This is a genomic window from Sphaerisporangium krabiense, assembly GCF_014200435.1.
Lineage (GTDB): Bacteria > Actinomycetota > Actinomycetes > Streptosporangiales > Streptosporangiaceae > Sphaerisporangium > Sphaerisporangium krabiense.
The window spans coordinates 5,191,027-5,209,935 of sequence record NZ_JACHBR010000001.1 but is presented as its reverse complement, the minus strand read 5'-3'; the positions used below and the strand labels follow the sequence as shown (position 1 = coordinate 5,209,935).

15 protein-coding genes are annotated in these 18,909 nt (G+C 72.4%); 9 read left to right on the top strand and 6 right to left on the bottom strand.

What is annotated here, in order from left to right:
* Window position 1 precedes the first annotated feature (1 nt).
* Window positions 2–1,135 carry a YcjX family GTP-binding protein gene (locus BJ981_RS22890; protein WP_184613584.1) on the bottom strand — a complete coding sequence of 378 codons (1,134 nt, stop codon included), beginning with the start codon at window positions 1,133–1,135 and terminating at the stop codon, window positions 2–4.
* A complete protein-coding gene (locus tag BJ981_RS22885) occupies window positions 1,132–3,378 on the bottom strand; it encodes a hypothetical protein (RefSeq protein WP_184613581.1) in 2,247 nt (748 codons plus the stop codon). The genes BJ981_RS22890 and BJ981_RS22885 overlap by 4 nt, the downstream gene beginning before the upstream one ends.
* Before the next feature lie 293 nt (window positions 3,379–3,671).
* Here BJ981_RS22885 and BJ981_RS22880 point away from each other — a divergent pair, with 293 nt between their 5' ends.
* From BJ981_RS22880 to BJ981_RS22875, 3 genes are all read left to right on the top strand, one after another.
* The gene (locus BJ981_RS22880; protein WP_184613579.1) at window positions 3,672–4,760 is read left to right on the top strand and encodes a HesA/MoeB/ThiF family protein; all 1,089 of its coding nucleotides are present in this window, start codon (window positions 3,672–3,674) and stop codon (window positions 4,758–4,760) included.
* 76 nt (window positions 4,761–4,836) lie between these two features.
* A complete protein-coding gene (locus BJ981_RS38430; RefSeq protein ID WP_260324671.1) occupies window positions 4,837–4,965 on the top strand; it encodes a hypothetical protein in 129 nt (42 codons plus the stop codon).
* Between the two features lie 236 nt (window positions 4,966–5,201).
* Complete coding sequence (locus BJ981_RS22875) at window positions 5,202–5,816, top strand: DUF6879 family protein (RefSeq protein WP_184613577.1); 615 nt, start codon at window positions 5,202–5,204, stop codon at window positions 5,814–5,816.
* Between the two features lie 5 nt (window positions 5,817–5,821).
* On the opposite strand, the gene BJ981_RS22870 is transcribed toward BJ981_RS22875, so the two are convergent.
* Both BJ981_RS22870 and BJ981_RS39325 read right to left on the bottom strand, forming a co-directional pair.
* Entirely contained in the window at window positions 5,822–6,508 is a 687-nt protein-coding gene (locus BJ981_RS22870; RefSeq protein WP_184613575.1) for a response regulator, read from the bottom strand.
* Window positions 6,505–7,884 (bottom strand): sensor histidine kinase, encoded by a 1,380-nt coding sequence (locus BJ981_RS39325; RefSeq protein WP_204070003.1) that lies wholly within the window; start codon window positions 7,882–7,884, stop codon window positions 6,505–6,507. The genes BJ981_RS22870 and BJ981_RS39325 overlap by 4 nt, the downstream gene beginning before the upstream one ends.
* Before the next feature lie 247 nt (window positions 7,885–8,131).
* Between BJ981_RS39325 and BJ981_RS22860 the strand changes: the two genes are divergently transcribed.
* Complete coding sequence (locus tag BJ981_RS22860; RefSeq protein WP_184613573.1) at window positions 8,132–8,713, top strand: hypothetical protein; 582 nt, start codon at window positions 8,132–8,134, stop codon at window positions 8,711–8,713.
* A 7-nt stretch (window positions 8,714–8,720) separates the two neighbouring features.
* Here BJ981_RS22860 and BJ981_RS22855 read toward each other — a convergent pair whose 3' ends face one another.
* Complete coding sequence (locus tag BJ981_RS22855) at window positions 8,721–9,365, bottom strand: hypothetical protein (RefSeq protein ID WP_184613571.1); 645 nt, start codon at window positions 9,363–9,365, stop codon at window positions 8,721–8,723.
* 363 nt (window positions 9,366–9,728) lie between these two features.
* On the opposite strand from BJ981_RS22855, the gene BJ981_RS22850 reads away from it, so the two are divergent.
* From BJ981_RS22850 to BJ981_RS22840, 3 genes are all read left to right on the top strand, one after another.
* A complete protein-coding gene (locus BJ981_RS22850; protein WP_184613569.1) occupies window positions 9,729–13,001 on the top strand; it encodes a chitinase C-terminal domain-containing protein in 3,273 nt (1,090 codons plus the stop codon).
* 173 nt (window positions 13,002–13,174) lie between these two features.
* Window positions 13,175–14,038, top strand: a complete 864-nt coding sequence (locus tag BJ981_RS22845; RefSeq protein WP_184613567.1) for a DUF3152 domain-containing protein — start codon at window positions 13,175–13,177, stop codon at window positions 14,036–14,038.
* A 154-nt stretch (window positions 14,039–14,192) separates the two neighbouring features.
* On the top strand, window positions 14,193–16,028 hold the full coding sequence (locus tag BJ981_RS22840) for an N-acetylmuramoyl-L-alanine amidase (RefSeq protein WP_184613565.1): 1,836 nt from the start codon (window positions 14,193–14,195) through the stop codon (window positions 16,026–16,028).
* Between the two features lie 6 nt (window positions 16,029–16,034).
* Here the strand turns inward: BJ981_RS22840 and BJ981_RS22835 are convergent, their stop codons facing one another.
* A complete protein-coding gene (locus BJ981_RS22835; RefSeq protein WP_184613563.1) occupies window positions 16,035–16,607 on the bottom strand; it encodes a DUF6461 domain-containing protein in 573 nt (190 codons plus the stop codon).
* Between the two features lie 346 nt (window positions 16,608–16,953).
* Between BJ981_RS22835 and BJ981_RS22830 the strand changes: the two genes are divergently transcribed.
* Together BJ981_RS22830 and BJ981_RS22825 are read left to right on the top strand one after the other, a co-directional pair.
* Entirely contained in the window at window positions 16,954–17,814 is an 861-nt protein-coding gene (locus BJ981_RS22830) for a hypothetical protein (RefSeq protein ID WP_184613561.1), read from the top strand.
* Complete coding sequence (locus tag BJ981_RS22825; protein WP_184613559.1) at window positions 17,811–18,908, top strand: hypothetical protein; 1,098 nt, start codon at window positions 17,811–17,813, stop codon at window positions 18,906–18,908. Before BJ981_RS22830 ends, BJ981_RS22825 begins: the two co-directional genes overlap by 4 nt.
* Window position 18,909: the final 1 nt, after the last annotated feature.

Below are 18,909 nucleotides of genomic sequence, written 5' to 3'. Positions count from 1 at the left end.
ATCAGCCGAGGTAGGCGAGGCGGGGGCCTTCGGGGCGGGTGGAGAGGGCGGACAGGACGTCGAACAGCGTCTTGCTCTGCGCGACGCTCTGGCGGTAGGTCTCCTCGCCGGCCTCGGCGCGGCGGACGCGGGCGGCGCGCTGGCCGCTCCAGTTCAGCCACAGGTCGCGGAAGAACCCCTCGCTCCCGTCGGCGTGCTGTCGCAGGTGCTCGGATATGAGCTTGTCCTCGGCGGCGGCCTGCTCGCTCCGGAGCTGGGCGGCGCTGACGAGCTGGTTGCACAGCAGCATGATCAGGTCGTCCAGCCCCTTGCGGGCGATGACCCCGGGCTCGCGGACGCGGTAGCGGGGAAGGCACTTGTACCCGCCGAGCGCCCTCGGATCCTCGATCCAGCGGGCGGAGGTCAGCTCCACGCATCCGAAGGTGTCGATCGGCAGGTAGCGCAGCACCGCGTGCGGAGCCTCCTCGCGGATCACCTGGACGACCCCGGAGTACTCGCGCTTGACGCGGGCGAGCAGGTCGGCGGCCTTGTCCTGGAAGCCGCCGTTGTCGGACAGGTAGCTCTCGCACTTGACCGGGCAGAACACCACGAGCGCGGGTTCGTGGCGGTTGTGGCGGCGCTCCTTGGCCCAGCTCCGCACCAGCTGCTCGATCTGCGGGATCGCGAGCTGGCTCGGCAGCACCCTCTCGTACTTCTCCTCCGCCTCCATGAGGAGCACCGCCTCGATGGGGATGATCAGGACGGTGCTGTCGCCGAGGAAGGTCTGGCAGTCCTCCCAGGCGGCGCCGTTGCGCTCGCCGCCGCTCTCTTCGAGCCAGGCGCCGGGGTAGTCCAGGATCTCGAAGAGGATCGGCGCCTCGCTGGTGCGCGGCTGGAGGCGGAGCCGGAAGTGGCTGGGGTCGCTGGTGCTGTGGACGCGGTCCGGCTCGAAGACCTTCGCGCGCAGGGCGCCCCGGATGACGCCCTCGGTCACGGTGATCCGGTTGGCGGTAGGGGTGTCGGCGGGCCGCATGGCGACCTGGGAGCCGGCGAGGAGCTGCTGCCCTTCGTTGAGAAGGCTCGCGATCAGCGTGGTCTTGCCCACCCGGCTGGGGGCGATCAGCCCGATCTTGTAGTTGAACTCCGACCCGCTCACGCTGCTCCTTCGAGTTCCTCGGTGATAGCGGTGATCGACCGGGTGACCCGGGCGTACCTGGCGTTGGCCTCGTCGATGCCGCGGAACTCCTCGGGCCACAGCTCGTTGCGGTACGAGCGCACGAAGCGGCGGAACTCCTGGACCGACGGCCCGGACCTGATCAGGGCGTCCTCGAACTGCTCGACCACGGCCTGAAGGACGACGGCCGGGGTGACGCGCTCGCCGAGCAGGGACCTGCGGGTGCGGAAGGCGGCCTGCTCGGCGAGCCCGCCGATGATGCGGTACAGGTCCGCCGCGCCGTCCTCGGTCAGCTCGACCGCGACCTGCTGGGTCTGCTGGCCGGTCTGGGGGTGGCGCACCTGCAGGTTGAGCGAGCCGAGGTCGGCGCGGACCCGCGGGTACAGCAGGGTGCGGTATTCGAGGCGGACGTCGAGCAGCGCGCCGACGCTCGCGGCGAGCGTGGGGCAGGGCTGGGCGGACTCGGCGAAGGCGGCGGCGAGGTGTTCGAGCGTGGTCCGCCCGTCGCCGTCGTCCTCGCCGAGCAGGACGCCGCACTCCTCGCGGCAGGCGGCGGCCACCTTGTCCCACATGTCGCGGACCTGCACGCTGAAGAAGTCGTCGAGGGCGCCGAACCGCCTGCTGATCTCCAGCCGGATACGGCTGAACTCGGGCCCGGCGAACACGGCGGCGTTCCGCTCGGTGATCATCACGTCGAGGGCGCGGCGCCGCCATCCGTCCTCGCCCTGGCCGAAGCCGTCGCCCGCCCAGCCGAGCACGTTCTCGTAGGCGGCCTCGACCGCCTTGGCGAAGCCGTCGTCGGAGTCGCCGCCCTCCACGGCGGCGGTCATCTCGGCGACCAGCCCGCCGAGGCGGCGGGCGAGCGCGGTGCGGAGCTGGTCGGCCTTGAGCTCGATGACCTCCTCGGGCACGCCGACGGGGTCGCGCACGGTCCTGAGCGTTCCGCCGAGATCGCCGAGCGCGGTGAGGATGCCGGCGGCGATGTCCTCGGCCCGCCCGGTGGCCCAGGCCAGCCCTTCCCGGTCCATCGTGGGCAGGCCGGTGGACAGGCGGCGCAGCAGCGGGGCGAGCACGTCCTCGTGGACGGCCGCGGCGTCGCGGACGTCGGTCTCGAAGACGGTGATGTGGCGGCCGTCCTGCCCTTCGTTGACGTTGAGCAGGATGTCCCCGCGCAGGTCGTCGTTCAGCTTGGGGTTGACGGTGTTGCGGTTGAGGACGATGAAGGCGAACTCGCCGTCGCTGCGGATGAAACCGCGCACGACGTCGAGCAGTTTCATCGTGTTGACGTCGGCCTTGCCCCAGTACGAGGAGGTGTCGGAGGCGCGCTTGACCAGCAGGACGGCGTCCACCTCGTTGCGCAGGCCCTCGACGTGCCGGCCCTCGGCGTCCGGGGCCAGGTCGCCGAGGCCGGGCAGGTCGATGATCGCGAGGTCGGTGACGTCCTCGGCGTTCGGGAAGGGGCACTCGACGCGCGCCTCGCGGACGGCGAGGTGGCGGCGGGCGACCGGGCCCGCGGCCGGGTCGCGCTCCTCGCTGGTGGGATAGGCGACGTACCGCCGCAGCTCGTGCAGGTCGATGGCGCGCGTGCCGCCCGTGAGCAGGCCCTCGTACGTCGCCAGGGAGCTCTGGCACTCGCGCAGGCGGATGAGGGCGCCCCGGATCTCGCTGTCGTTGTCGTCGGCGGGCGGGTACTCCCAGCGGCGGAACTCCTCGATGCTCCTCGGGACCTGCGGCAGGCCCGCTCCGGCGTGGTAGGGGGCGATCACCTCGGCGAGGAAGGAGCCGGCCGTGTGCATGCGCAGCTCGGCCCGCCGGACCGGCGCGTGGTAGATCTTGCTGCGCACGGCGGTGACGGGGATGCCGTCGGCGGTGGGGATCTGGTCGTCGCCGAGGCCGGAGACGGCCTGGAGCAGCGTGCTCTTGCCCATGCGGGCCGCGCCGCTGACGCCGATGTTGATGGTGGCGCGCGAGAAGCGCGCGGCGAGCACGCGGTACACCTCGACGACCTCGGCGATGCCGAGGCGGAGCTCGGCGACGCGGGGCACGGTCAGGTCGCCGGCGTCGCCGCCGGTGAACGCGTGGGCCTTGAGGTCGGCGACGGCGGCCTGGAGCTCGTCCAGGTGCGCGTCGATCGCCTGCCATCGGGCGATCTCGCGCTGGACCACGGGGAGGTTGCGGCCGCGGACCTCGATGAGCCGCTGGAGAGCCACCGATACTTCGGACATGGAATCTCCTATATAGATGGCTTCCATGGATCGCGCGAAGTGAGTATAGGCAACTTTCCCATCATCCACCATTGACTTATTTTTCAAACTAATAAAGGCCCGATCCGGGACATCGGCAATACGGATATAGGTTCGTCCGGAATCCCGTTCCAGGCCCCTCTGTGCCCCTACCCAGGGGAATGTCCCTCTTTGAGATCCTTTATGTACATAAAAGATGAAACGTGGTTATTGAAACACCCGTTCCTATGACATGATCACCGCAGATCCGGTTCCTCGGGGGAGGTGGTCACGGGGTGCGTCGCCCCAGGGTGAAGGCCGAGCATCGCCCGCACCGGTTCGCCGACGGGACCGTGCGCATCGGCGGCGAGATCTACGGCGTCGCGGCGGAGATCGACGATCCCGACGGGTGGGCGTGGGCGGCGCTCTCCCTCATGGACGGAACGCTCCCGACCTCCGCCCTCGTATCGCGACTAAGAACCATTTTCCCGGAAATGTCCGTACAGGTCGCGGAGTCCGTCGTCGCCCAGCTCGTCGACTCCGGATACGTCGAGGACGCCGCGGCCCTGCCGCCGCCCGAGCTGGCCCCGCAGGAACTGGAACGCTACAGCAGGAACCACGCCTATTTCCGGCGCGTGGACCTGACCCCGCGCGTCCACGGCTGGGAGGCGCAGCTCGCGCTCAAGAAGGCGCGCGTCGTGGTGCTCGGCCTCGGCGGCACGGGCAGCCACGCGGCCTGGGCGCTCGCGGCCGCAGGCGTGGGACGGCTGCACTGCGTGGACCCCGACGTGGTGGAGCCGTCCAACCTGAACCGGCAGGCCCTGTACGGCGAGGCGGACATCGGGCGCGACAAGGCCGAGGTCGCCGTGCGCAGGCTGCGCGAGTTCAACTCCGCGGTGACGATCACCGGCGCCCGGCGCCGCGTCGAGACCCGGCCACAGCTCGCCGAGCTCATCGCCGGCGCCGACATGCTGGCGTTGTGCGCCGACGAGCCGCGCGGGCACGGCCTGCGGGTGTGGGCCAACCGGGAGTGCGCCCGGGCCGGCATCCCGTGGGCGGGCGGCGGGTACAGCGGCCCCCTGGTGACGGTCGGGGTCTACGCGCCGGGCCATCCGTGCTACGAGTGCGTCAGCGCGGGCGAACAGGCCCGGCGGCGTCCCGGCAGCCCGGCCGACCTGGGCGGGCCCGGCGTGATCGCCACCTCGGCCGGCATCTCCGGGCACCTGGTCGCGCACGCGGTGATCACGCAGCTCACCGGTGTCCCGGCCATCCCGCCGGGGCGGATCGGCGGGCTCAACCTGATCGCGCCCGACCAGCTCATCGACGTCCGGCACCCCTCGCGGGAGGAGTGCCCGGTCTGCGGACCTGGACGCGACGGCCATTGACGCCCACCGGCGGCGCTTGGACGATCAGGTCAGTCCGTGCGGTCATGCCGCGAGGCCCCCTACCGGAAGGCACCCGATGAGTCACGCAGCGAGCGAGATCCAGCCTCCCGAGATCGAGCGCGACGGCGAGGCGAAAACGCGGATCGCGATCCGCAGGCTGGACAAGTTCGAGACCACCGCCGACAGCTCCGGCAACTCCAACTGATCCCAGAAGTGAATCGGTAGGCGGGTGGGAATCCGCCTACCGACCTGGCGGCACGCCCGTTCCGGCGCCGCCCTTGCGAAGCTCCCTTCCCGGAGCGCCCGCGCGCCCCCGCCGGACGCCCGTCCCGTGCGCCCCCCTCGCCCGGCGACGGGCCCCGTGACCGCCCCGCGCCTCCCGGCGGCGCGCCCGCACCTGACCGGCGGTCATCGACCGACTCTCAGAAATCGGAGGAAGACTTGGACGCGTTCCACCGGCTCAGGGCCGCGGAGGGGGAAGTGCTCGCGGTCGCCGACTACCAGCGGGAGTTCGACGAGGTCTTCGCCTCGTCCCGCGACACGGTGTGGAAGCTCGAACGGGCGCAGGTGTTCGACGAGACGGGCCTGGCGAGCTGGCACGCCATGATCGAAGGTGACTGGGCGCGCTCGCTGGCGCTGATGGAGGAGCACCGCCCGGCGCTGACGCGGCTGTACGCGGCGCGGCCGGACTTCCGGCGGCTGCGCGTGGTGGAGAGCCCTGTCACGCCGTACCTGCAGTGGGAGATGGAGTTCTTCACGGTGCGGGCGGCGGCCGGCGAGCACATCCGGGTGATGCCGGCGAGCGCGCTGCGCGAGGCCGAGACCACGGCGCCGCTGCCGGAACTGGTGATCTTCACGCGGTCGCTGTGCTACGAGGTCCTCTACGACGCGATCGGCGCGCACACCGGGGCCCGCAGGATCACCGACCCGGCGGTGGTCGGCCCGTGCCTGGACGCCCTCGCCCGCCTCTACGCGCAGGGCGAGGAGCTGGCCGGCTACCACGCCCGCGCGATCGCGCCGCTGCCTCCACCGCGGCCGGGCCCTGCCCCGGCATGACGCCGCTAGGGCGCGGCGCGCGGCGGGCCGAGGAGGCCGAGGTCGTGGGCGTGGACGGCGGCCTGGGTGCGGTCGCGCAGGCCCAGGCGGGTGAGGATGCGGGAGATGTGGTTCTTCACCGTGCCCTCGCTGAGGTAGAGGCGGGCGGCGATCTCCCTGTTGGTCCAGCCGAGCGCCACCAGGCGCAGCACCTCGACCTCCCGGGGCGTCAGCGCGTCCGGCGGCGGGGGCGGCGGTCCGGGGACGGCGGGTTCGGGGCGGGGCCGCAGCCCCCGGGTGAGGTGGGCGGTGGCGGCGGCGTCGAGCTGGGTGACGCCCGCGTGCGCCAGCCGCACCGCGCCCGCCAGCTCGCGGGCGGGCAGGTCCTTCAGCAGGTAGCCGCACGCCCCCGACCGCATCGCCTCGACGACGTACTCCTCGTCGTCGAAGGTGGTCAGCATCAGCACCCGGCACGCGGGCAGGCGCCGGGCGATGACGGCCGCGGCGCGCACGCCGTCGAGGCCGGGCATCCGCACGTCCATGAGGACCACGTCGGGGGTGAGTTCCCTGGCCTTCTCGACGGCCTCGTGCCCGTCGGCGGCCACTCCGGCGACGCTGACGCCGGGCTCGATGTCCAGCAGCGAGGCGATGCTCTCCCTGACCAGCCGCTGGTCGTCCACGACCAGGACGCGCACCGGGCCGTCCGCGTTCACGGCGTGCCTCCGGGACCGGCCGGGAACGGCGGGGTTCCGGCGAACGGCGGGTTCGCGGCGCCGGTGTGGACGGGCGGGGCGGGGGCGCGCGGGATCGTGATCGTGATCCGGGTGCCCGCGCCGGGACCGGTGGCCAGGTCGAGGCGGCCGCCGGCCAGCCTGACGCGCTCGCGCATGCCGGTCAGGCCGAAGCCCTCGGCCCCGGCGGCGAACCCGCGCCCGTCGTCGGCCACGACCAGCCGCGCCTCCGCGTCACCGAGGGCGAGGCCGACGGACACGTGGGTGGCGTCCGCGTGGCGGCGGGCGTTGGTGAGCGCCTCCTGCGCGGCACGGTACAACGTGGTGCGCACGCGCGGCTCGTAGCCGGTCTCGTCGCCGCCGAGGTCCAGCTCGACGGCCGGGGCCTGGCCCGCGGCGCCCGCGGCGAGGTCGGTGAGGGCGGCGAGCAGCGAGAACTCCGGGGCGGGCGCGGCGGGCGCGCGCAGCGTGCGCACCGAGCGGCGTACGTCGTCCAGGGCGCGGCGGGTGGACTCGCGGGCGTCGGCGAGGGCCTGCCGCGCCAGGGCCGGGTCGCGCTCGCCGAAGGCGGCGGCCTTCTCCAGCAGGACGGCGACGGCGGTGAGGTGGTGGCCGAGGCCGTCGTGGATGTCGCGGGCGACGCGCACACGCTCGGCGGCGGCGGCCAGCTCGCCCGCCTGGCCCGCGTAGGCGGCCAGCCGCGCGTTGGACTCGCGCAGCCGCGCGCGGTCCTTCTCCGCGCCGGCCGCCACGCCCGCGACCGCGAAGGAGAGGATCAGGCCGACACCCAGCATGAGCAGGTCGGACACGTACTCGATGTCGCCGGGCCAGCCCGGCGCCGCCCACTGGTACCCGGCCACGACGACGGCGGCGCACGCCACCGCCGCCACCGCGCCGGCCGTGCGGCCGAAGGACAGACGGGCGGTGAAGGGGACGAGCACCAGGAGGACGCGCGACAGGCCGGAGCCGTCGAAGGCCGCCACGAGGACGAACAGCGCCGGCCGCAGGCCGAGCAGCGCCGCGGCGACGCGCGCGGGCGGCGGGCCGGGCCGGAAGCGGCGGGATTCGAACAGGTCGAGGGCGAACAGCGCCCCGATGCCCGCGACGAACACCACGACCGCGAGCGGCCCTGCGGGCCCCAGGGGCGCCCACGGCCCGGCCGGGAGCCGGGAGCCGCCGCCGTTCCCGTGGCGCAGGGCCGCGTCGTAGAGCCCCGCGAGGAGCACGGCGGCGTACACGAGGAAGGACGCCCGCCGGACGGCTCGCGCCGAGGACACCGGCGACACGGCGGAGGACACCCGCCGCTTGGCAGACGACACGACCGACGGCGCACGCCGGACGGTCCGGGACGATGACACGCCCTCAGCGTACGGCGGGAGCTCCGGGGTGCGGGGGCGTGCGCGCGGGGTCCGGCCGTGCGGCACGTGCCGGATGGCACACGGGGGCGCGGGCCGCGTGACGGACCCTCGCCGACCGGCACTTACGGGCGGGGGGACGGCGTTCCTAGCGTCTGCCGCGGATCTCTTCCACCCGTCGTCCGGGACCGCTCACGCGGCCGGACCGCAGACCGTGCCCCGGCGCCGTCCGGGGACGTCAGGAGTCCTCATGCGGTCGTTCATGCGTTTCAGCGCGATCACGGGGGTGCTGTGCGGCCTGTTCGTCGCCGTGCCCGGGGCGATCGAGGCGTTCACCTCCGAGACCGCGCCGACCGGCTTCGTGCTGGGGGTGGCGCCGTCGCTCGCCGTGCCGCTGGTCACCGGCCTGTACCTCGGCCAGCGGACGCGGGCGGGCGGGTTCGGCCTGGTGGGGTACGCGGCGCAGGTCATCGGCCTCGGCCTGTTCGGCGGCGCGGCGTACACGCTGAACCTCGCGCTGTTCTATCTGGACCCCGCCGCGCTCGGCGCGCTGCTGCAGGGGCCGACGCGGGCCGCGCTGCTCGGCAGCGCGGCCGTCTTCGCCGCCGGGACGGCCCTGTTCGCGGTGTCCATGCTCAGGGCGGGCGTCCACCCGCGCGTCCCGGTGGTGGGGTACGGCGTCGCGCTGCCGCTGTTCGCCCTGCTGGCGCCGCTGCCGGACACGGCGCTGACCAGCGCGCTGCACGTGGTCGCGGGGGCGTGCGTGGTGTGGTTGTCGGCCTCGCTGTGGCCGCGGCGCGCGGCCGCCCCGGCCGGCGCGCCGGTGGGCTGAGGCGCGCTCAGCCGGCGGGGACCAGTTCCACGGCGTTCACGGCGTTGTTCCAGATCACGTTGTAGGTGGAGCCGGCGACCGGGTCCACCTGGCCGCGGCCGAAGTAGGTGTTCCGCAGGACGCCCATCGCGTCGTAGAGGTACACGGTGACCGAGTAGCCGTAGGGGCCCGTGCCCGCCAGACGGTACGGCCGGCAGCTCCGCGGGGCCTGGGAGGAGACCTGGATGACGGCCGGCGTGGCCGGGTATCCGATCAGCACGTCGGCGCGTTCGAAGGCCGCGCCCTGGGTCAGCTCGTCGCAGACGCTGACCGTCGTCCAGCCGCCGGACCGGGTGGCGGGCGTGACCTCCGGCGACGGGCGGGGCGTCGGCCGCTCGGACGGGCCGTCCTGGGGTGGGTCGTCATCGGTGGGCGGGTCGTCGTCGGTGGGAGGCGGCTCGGGGGTCCGCCGCGCGGGCGTGGGGGTGGCGGGCGGCCGTCCTTGGTCGGTGGGAGGGCGGGGCGCGGAGTCCCGCCCTGCGGCGCCCGTGTCGCGGGGCTCGGGGACCGATCCCTTCCTGGCCTCGTTGACGAGCACGAGGACGGCGGTGATCAGGCCGAGGACCGCCGTGACCAGCGCGATGACCTTGACCGGGGAAGAATCGGCGGACACGGGTCGCCTCCTGTCCGTGACTCCGGCCGTGCCGTCGCCCTGGATATCTCGCGGGTGGACTGGAACCCCTAGGGACAGTCGTACGAGCCCCTGCTTGCGGCGTGGTTGTCCGTCGATTGCAGGGCGGTTTCACCCGGCGGCGCACACCCGGAAACTCGGGGATTGACGGCCTTCGCAGGTGAGGGTAGCTTCCCGAATTGATAGGAAACTTTCTTATTCAAAACCTGCCCGACGAGCGGCCTTACGCCGCCCGGCGGGCGGGTCGTGCACCGTTGCACGTGCTCTGGGGGGACACGCACGCCCTATCTGCTCCGCTAGAGAGGAAGCCTGATGTCCCGTCTCCGTAAATGGAGAGCGGCCGCAGTGGCGGTCGCGTACGGCGCGGCCGTCATCGGCCTGACGGCGCTCACCGCGCCGCCCGCCAGCGCGGCCGCGTCGCTGACGGCGAAGTTCGCGGCCGCCGACCGCGGCACCTGGTGGCAGGGCACCTACGAGGTCAAGAACTCGGGTGACAGCGCCGCCACCACCTGGACGCTGGAGTTCGACCTGAACTCCGGCCAGTCCATCGGGAACTGGTGGAACGGCACGCCGACGATCAGCGGCAGCCACGTCACGGTGAAGCCGGGCAGCGGCAACGCCAACGTGCCCGCGGGCGGTACGACCGGCGCCAACAGTTTCGGCTTCGTCGGGATGGGACCGACCACGCCCCCCGCGAACTGCAAGATCAACGGGAACCCGTGTGAGGGCGGCACCCAGCCGGACACCCCGCCGACCGCGCCCGGCAAGCCCACGGGGACCTCCACCACCACGAGCATCACTCTGACGTGGGCCGCGTCCACCGACGACAAGGGCATCGCCGGGTACGACGTCTACCAGGGCACCTCGAAGGTCGTCTCCAGCACCACGACCTCGGCCACGGTGAACGGGCTCACCCCCGACACCGACTACACCTTCACCGTGAAGGCGCGCGACACCGCCGGCCAGGAGTCGCCGGCCTCGCCCGCCACCACCGTGCGGACCCAGAAGCCGACACAGACGGACCTGCCGCCGAGCGCGCCCGGCAAGCCCACGGCGACCCCGTCCACCAACAGCGTCGCGCTGACGTGGACCGCCGCGACCGACGACAAGGGCGTCGCCTCCTACGACGTGTACCAGGGCTCCACCAAGGTCGCCCAGGTCACCGGGCTGTCCGCCACGGTGAACGGGCTCACCCCGGACACCGACTACACCTTCACCGTGAAGGCGCGTGACACCGCCGGCCAGGAGGGCCCCGCCTCCCCCGCCACCACGGTCCGCACGCTGAAGGACCAGAACCCCGACACCGAGGCTCCGACCGTGCCGGGGACGCCGTCCTCCACCGGCAAGACGACCTCCAGCGTGACGCTGCAGTGGGGCGCCTCCACCGACAACCGGGGCGTCACCTCCTACGAGGTCTACAACGGTGACACGCTCGCGACCACGGTGACCGGCACCCCGCCCGCCACCACCACGACCGTCTCCGGCCTCAGCCAGGACACCGAGTACACCTTCAAGGTGCGGGCCAAGGACGCCGCGGGCAACCAGTCCGGCTTCTCCGGCACGGTGACCGTGCGGACCGACAAGCAGCCCACCGACCAGTCGGCCTGCCGTCCCGACGGGCTCTACCAGTCGCCCGGCGTGGCCAACGTCCCGTACTGCAACGTGTACGACACCAACGGCCGCGAGAAGATGGGCGCCGACCACCCGCGCCGCGTCGTCGGCTACTTCACGAGCTGGCGGACCGGCAAGGACGGCTCGCCCTCGTACCTGGCCAAGGACATCCCGTGGGACAAGATCACCCACATCAACTACGCGTTCGCGCACATCGACGGGCAGAACAAGGTCTCCGTCGGCGCCGCCGGGGCCAACAACCCGTCCATCGGCATGGAGTGGCCGGGCGTGCAGGGCTCCGAGATGGACCCGTCCTTCCCCTACAAGGGCCACTTCAACCAGCTCAACAAGTTCAAGAAGCAGCACCCGAACGTCAAGACCCTGATCTCGGTGGGCGGCTGGGCCGAGACCGGCGGCTACATCGACGACAACGGCAAGCGCCAGGCCAGCGGCGGCTTCTACACGATGACCAGCTCGCAGGCGTCGATCAACACCTTCGCCGACTCGGCCGTGAAGTTCCTGCGTGACTACGGCTTCGACGGGCTCGACATCGACTACGAGTACGCGACCTCCGCGCCGAAGGCCGGCAACCCGGACGACTTCACGTTCTCCGAGCCGCGCCGCGCCACGCTGATGGCCGGGTACGTCAACCTGATGCGCACGCTGAAGCAGAAGCTGGACGCCGCCTCCGCGGCCGACGGCAAGTACTACCTGCTCACCGCGGCCACCACCGCCTCGGGCTGGATCCTGCGCGGCAGCGAGAGCTACCAGGTCACGCAGTACCTGGACTACGCCAACATGATGACCTACGACCTGCACGGCGCCTGGAACCAGTTCGTCGGCCCGCTGCAGGCCCTGTACGACGACGGCACCGACGCCGAGATGAAGCACTGGAACGTCTACAGCACCTACAGCGGCATCGGCTACATGAACGGTGACTGGGCGTACCACTACCTACGCGGCGCCATGCAGTCCGGACGCATCAACCTCGGCCTCGGTTACTACAGCCGTGGCTGGAAGGGCGTCACCGGCGGCACCGACGGCCTGTGGGGTCTGTCCAAGCTGCCCGACCAGACCAAGTGCCCGAAGGGCACAGGGTCGGACATCGGTTCCACCGTGCCCTGTGGCGACGGCGCCATCGGCATCGAGAACCTGTGGCACGACCTGGACGCGGCGGGCCAGGAGGTGCCGGCCGGCGTCAACCCGGCGTGGCACTACAAGAACCTGCAGGAGGGCAAGCAGGGCAGCTACATCACCTCGTACGGCCTGACGCCCGACACCGACCCGAACGACCGCATCTCGGGCACCTACGCCCGCAAGTACTCCTCGTCCATGGCCGCCCCCTGGCTCTGGAACAACGACAAAAAGGTCTTCCTGTCGACCGAGGACGACCAGTCCGTCCAGGCCAAGGCCGACTACGTGTCCGCCAAGGGCCTCGGCGGCATCATGATCTGGGAGCTCGCGGGCGACTACGCCTACTACCCGGATCGGGACAACGGCAAGGGCGAGTACTTCATCGGCGACACGCTCACCACGAAGATCTACAACACGTTCAAGGCGGCCGCGCCGTACGGGAACCTGAAGGCCGGCACCAAGACCATGCCGACCCAGACCCTGAACGTCCAGGCCGACCTGTACGGCTACGCGGTGGGCGACGCGAACTACCCGATCTCGCCGAAGCTGAAGTTCACCAACAACTCCACGACCACCATCCCCGGCGGCGCCACGATCGAGTTCGACTACGGCACCTCGGCCCCGCCGACCATGAACCAGCAGACCGGCTGGACGCTGTCCGTCGTGTCCACCGGGCACACCGGACCGAACGTCGGCGGGCTCAAGGGCGACTTCCATCGGGTCCGGCTGACGGTCCCGAACTACGAGAGCATCGCCCCTGGCCAGTCGAAGGAGATCCAGCTCCGCTACGACCTGCCGATCGCGACGCCGTCCAACTGGACGATCACGTTCGGCGGCCAGAGCTACCGCATGTCCGTCGACAACCCGCGCTGATCATCAGCCGTTCACCCTGAGTTCGCGCCGCCCGGCCCCTTCCGCCGGGCGGCGCGCCCCTTTTCGGGGGTCTCGGGGGTTTTCCACGGCCCTCGTGGCCGTTGGAGGACAAGGTCTGCGGCTAAGAGTAATAGGCTTTCCGGCGATCTTTACCGTCGACTCGGAGAAGTGCGATGCCGCTTGCGCCTGCAGGACAGGGCCGGAAGTCCCTCCTGGCCGCCTGCGCGGCCGGACTGGTCCTCCTCGCGGGCGCGGGCGCCCTGGCGGCCGACGGGCGGGCGCCCGGCTCCGGCGCCCACGCGCCGGGCACGCCCCAGGCCGCCGCGCCGGTGAGCCCGGGACCCTCGAGCCCCGCCCCCAGCCCTTCGGGCGCCGCGAGCCCGGCGCCGTCGGGGGCCGCCGACGGCGTGCCGCCGGCCCGGGTGGGGGACCCCCGCGAGGACACCCCCTCCGGCCGCACCGAACGCGCGCGGGTGCGGGTGCCGCAGGCGGCGCAGGGCCGGTACACGGTGGCGCGCGGCGGCGACGCGCCGCCGAAGGGCCGCAAGGGCCCGCTCGTGCGGTACCTGGTGGAGGTCGAGCGCGGGCTGCCCTTCGACCCGGAGGAGTTCGCGGCCGAGGTGCACCACACCCTCAACGACCGGCGCGGCTGGGGCGCCGGCGGCCGCATGCGGTTCAAGCGGGTGGACCACGGCCCGGTGCGCTTCCGCGTCGCCCTGTCCAGCCCGGACACCACGGACGCGCAGTGCCTGCCGCTGCGCACGCTGGGCGAGGTCTCGTGCTGGAACGGGCGGCGCTCGGTCATCAACGCCAAGCGCTGGGCCTTCGGCGTCGAGGGGTACCGCGACGACCTCGGCGCCTACCGCAAGTACGTGATCAGCCACGAGGTGGGCCACGCGCTCGGCCACGGCCACGAGCCCTGCCCGTCGCGCGGCCGGCCCGCGCCCGTGATGACCCAGCAGACCATCTCGCTGCAGGGCTGCCGTCCCAACCCCTGGCCCTACCCCCGCGCGGGCAGGAAGAAGGACCACGGGTAGCCGCGCCTCCCGTCACCCACCGACACGCCGCGTCACGGACGGTGACCGGCGGCTCGTGATCTCGTAGGGTGGCCGTCGTGCTCCCGGCCCGGCCTCCCCGAGCGCGGGCGAGCCGCACGGGAGACCGTGCCGGTCGAGCGAAGCGGGGTGCTGGGTGCGCGAAGCGTTGGCCGCCTCGGCGGCGGTGTCCCTGCTCTGGTCCCTGCTCTGGTCCCCGTTCACCCTGGCGACCGCCGCCGCCACGCCCCCGCCCGGCGCGTCGTCCCGGCAGGAGGAGTTCCGCGCCGCGGCCGGGCGGTACGGCGTGCCGGAGCGGGTGCTGCTCGGCGTCTCGTACCTGGAGTCGCGCTGGGACGCCAACGACGGCCTGCCCAGCGTCACGGGCGGCTACGGGCCCATGCACCTCACGCTCGGCGGTCCCGCGCCGTCCACCGCAGAGGAGGCCGCCCGCCTCACCGGCGTCCCCGCGGACCTGCTGACGCGGGACCCGGCCGCCAACGTGCTCGGCGGCGCCGCCCTGCTCGCCCGCCACCAGAGGGACCTCGGCGCGCCGCCGGACGCCGACCCGGCGCGGTGGTACGACGCCGTGGCGCGCTACTCCGGCGCCCGCGACCCCGGCACGGCCCGCCGGTTCGCCCGCGAGGTGTTCGCCGTGATGAGGCACGGGGCGAGCCGCGTCACCGACGACGGGCAGAAGGTTTCGCTGCCCCCGTCACCGGAGATCGCTCCGCCCATGGAGGAATCCGGGGAGGCCGGGGGGCGCGGCGAGGCCAAGGACGTCGACTGCCCGCGACGGCTCGCGTGCGTCTGGACGCCCGCGCCGTACCAGCGGCTGCCGGGCGACGGCCGCGCGTACGGCAACCACGACCTGTCCGACCGCCCGCGCAGCCAGAAGATCCGGTACATCGTCGTCCACGACACCGAGGAGACCTTCGACAGGACCCTCGGGCTGGTCTCCGACCCGGCCTACGTGAGCTGGCACTTCACCATCCGCTCCGCCGACGGGTACATCGCCCAGCACGTCCGGGCCAGGGACGTCGCCTGGCACGCCGGGAACTGGTACGTCAACGCCACCTCGATCGGCATCGAGCACGAGGGCTACCTCGCGCGCGGCGCCTGGTACACCGAGGCGATGTACCGCAGCTCGGCCCGGCTCGTGCGCCACCTGGCCAAGAAGTACGGCATCCCGCTGGACCGGGCGCACATCCTCGGCCACGACAACGTGCCGGGCACGACGCCGGCGACGGTGGCGGGCATGCACGTGGACCCGGGGCCGTACTGGGACTGGGGCCACTACTTCGAGCTGCTCGGCCACCCGATCCGTGCCACGGCGGGCCCGCGCGGGGGCCTGGTGACGATCAGCACCGACCACGCCTCCCACCGGCCGCGCTACACCGGCTGCGAGGCGGCCGGCGTGGACTGCCGCCCGCACGGCTCGTCGGCGGTCCGGCTGCACGCCGAGCCGGACGAGGACGCCCCGCTGGTGCGGGACCTCGGCCGCAGGCCAGGACCGTCCACCTACGACGTGTACGACCACGGGGCGCGGGCGTCGACCGGGCAGCGGTTCGCCGTCGCCGCCCGCCGGGGCGACTGGACGGCCATCTGGTACCTGGGCCGGATCGCCTGGTTCCACGACCCGCCAGAGGCGCCGACGGCGGTGAACGCGAGCGGGCCGGTCGTCACGCCGCGGCGGGGCCTGGCGAGCGTGCCGGTGTACGGCAGGGCCTACCCCGAGCCGGAGGCGTATCCGAAGGGCGTCCCCGTCCAGGACATCGTCCCGCTCCAGTACGAGATCCCCGAGGGGCAGCGGTACGCCGTGGGCCTGTCCACGCGCGGGGAGTACTACTACGCCACGACCTTCGACCCCGCCGACCACCGGGTCGTCAGGGGCCGCACGCTGTACTACCAGATCCAGTTCGGTCACCGGGTGGCGTACGTCATGGCCGGCGACGTGGACCTGCTGCCCTCGACGCTGAGGGCGTCCCGGTGATCGGGGTCAGTAGTCGGGCAGGACGCCCTTCAGCCCGGCGTGGGCGGGGGCCTCGGCCGGGTCGTCGAAGGCGGCGCGCACGCCGGTGAGGCGCTCGGCCAGCGCGAGCGCGGCCTCCACTCCGGCCCGCGGGCCGTCCTCGCCGTCCTCGGCGATCAGGCCGAGGTCGCGCATCTCGGCGAGGTGGCGGTCGGGGTCGGCGCCCGAGCGGGAGTCGCCGGGGAACTGGGGGTCGAAGCCGAGGATCTCCCTGCCGTCCTCGTAGTAGAGGAAGGTCTGGTCGAAGTCGACGTTGCGGAACACGCTGGCCACGGCGGTGCCCGCCGACAGGGGACGCAGCAGCTCGTCCATCGTGCCCGCGTAGCCGTTCTCCTCGACCAGCAGGGCGCCCCCGTCGGCGGTCTCGCCGCGGAGCACGCCGCCGAGGACGTCCTCGTCCTCCTCCTCGTCCTCGCTCAGCACCTCGACGCCGATGCGCCGGAAGGCCTCCTCGGGAGTGAGACCGCGCACGAACGTGAGGCAGAAGCCGAGTTCGTGGGTCGAGAACCAGTCGTATCCGTCCAAGGTGACACCACTCACGTGATCTCCCGGCTTGTCCTCGAATGAGCCCGCCGAGTACCGGTCGAGCCGACCGACAATTTTCGACCGCACCGGTGTCCACGCCGTGACACGCCCATGGCCTGGCCATGACGGCCCGGTTGCGGTGCGGGGACACCCCCTCGTGCCCCGAAACAGCACACCGGAAAAAACACACTTCCGGTGATAATGCGCCACTTAGGCGGATATAACCGATATCGCGACCGAGATACGCGCCGTCGCTTCTCGCAATATTACGGAGTTGTACCGGATCTCACGAGATCCCACGAGAAGATATTCCCCGGCACTCCTATTCGCTAGCTTTCCAGTCAGGGAACAGGGGGGTGGCATGGGAAGGCGGCGCGGCGGCCTGGCGGCGCTCGTGCTGTGGGCCCTGCTGTGCCTGGGAGCCGCCGCCCCGGCTTTGAACGACGACCCCGCGGGCGACATGAAGGCCGTCTACTGCCTGAGCCGGCCGCACCGCGCCGAGCTCATCGACGCCGCCGTCGTCCTCAAGGCCGGCGCCCGCGACACCGCCACCGGCGCCGAGGCGCTGAAGACGCGGGACAAGGTCTACGCGACGCCGGAGCTGTGGCGCGAGGGCGACTCCGCCGCGTTCGACCGGGTGTGCTCGGCCCTGGTCGCCACGGTCCCGCAGCTCACCGCCCCCGGCGGGTCCAGCCCGCTCGCCGACATGGCCGCCGTCGTCCTGCCGCTGCTCCTCGGCGCGGCGCTCACCATCGCCGGTCAGCGCGCCGACGCCGCCCTGGCCCGCCGCGCGCAGGACCGCGACGAGGCGCGCGGCGCGGCGGCCCGGTTCCAGCGCGCCGCCCGGGACTACGTCGACGCCTGGGTGGACGACGAGACCGCCCCGAGCGCCCAGGCGTCGGAGGCGGCGCTCGACCTGCTCGCCGCGGTGGCGCGCCTCGGCGGCGGCGGCGCGCGCCGGACGGCGGCCGCCCGCGTCACCGCCGCGCTGCCGGTGCCCTACGACCTGAACGTCATCCACGACGGCGAGCCCGGCCACGAGCGGCGCAGGACGCTCGGCGCCGGCGAGCTCGCCCGCCTGGCCGGAATCGTCCACGCCACGGAGGTGCTCATTCGTACGCGCGCGTTCCCGCTCATCCGGGCCGCGGATCCGGCGCCTCCGGGAGGCGGCGCGGCGGGCGGCCCCGCGACGGCCCCGGGCACGGGAGGAGGCGCCGCGTGATCGAGAACAGCTTCGGCATACCGGAACTGCGCGAACAGCTCCTCGGCGACGGCCTGGAGCTGGAGAACGTCACCGACGTCCCGCTGTGCCCGTGGCGCATCCGCGGCCACCATCTGCTGCGCGTCGAGGTGGACGACACCGAGGAGGCGTTCCAGAGCTTCCGCCGCCGGCTCGGCGGCGTGCGCGACCTGCTGGAGGACGGGCGCCTGGTGGTGGTCAACGGCATCGAGGGCAGCGGCAAGACCACGCTCATCCACCGCTGCGTGGACGACCTGCAGAGCAGGATCGTCCAGGCCCTCGGCCGCACCCCCGACGACACGCCCACCGGCGAGCCCGGCGACTGGGCGCTCCGCTCCCACGAGGACCGCGTCTGCATCGCCGACCTCAGCGACAAGGCGTCCAAGGTCGCCTACGTCAACGGGCAGATCTGCCCGATCGCCGTCATCAACCGGAGGATCTTCGAGCGGGTGGTGGACGCCCTGATCCGGCGGTTCGGCCCGTCCGAGAAGCTCAGGGCGCTGGCCGCCAACGAGCGTGACTCGCCGGAGATCCTGTACGAGAAGCTCAGCGAGGAGTTCCTGCAGGACCGGAAATTCTTCCTGCTGGTGATCCTTCCGTCCATCAAGCTCGGCCCGAGGCTCGCGCACCTCGAGTTCTTGAGGTCCTACGTCAACTTCACCGACCCGCGCCTGGTGTTCTTCGGAGAGACGACCGAACGCGATATCGCGGGCGAGCTGGGGCCGTTCGATTATCGTAAGAAGGACGTCCTGGTGAACGTTTCCGTGGGCGAACTCAAGGACATCGACCTGGACAAGTTCGTCAAGACCCGGACCAGCCGCAAGGGACTCGCGAAGTCGCACGTCATCATAGCGCCGCGGACGTTGTCCGAGGCCAGGCCCGATATCGAATATAAGACCGTGCGCGTGCTGCAGAACTGGCTGTTCGAGGTCGGCGAGATCGCCCGCGGGGCCTCGCGGGAGGAGATCCTGCCGGACGACTTCACCGTCCACCAGGAACGGCTGCTCGGCACGTTGGTCCGCCACAGGGGCGAGCCCCGACCCGGAGGGGATGGCCAGGGTGAATCCCAACGATGAC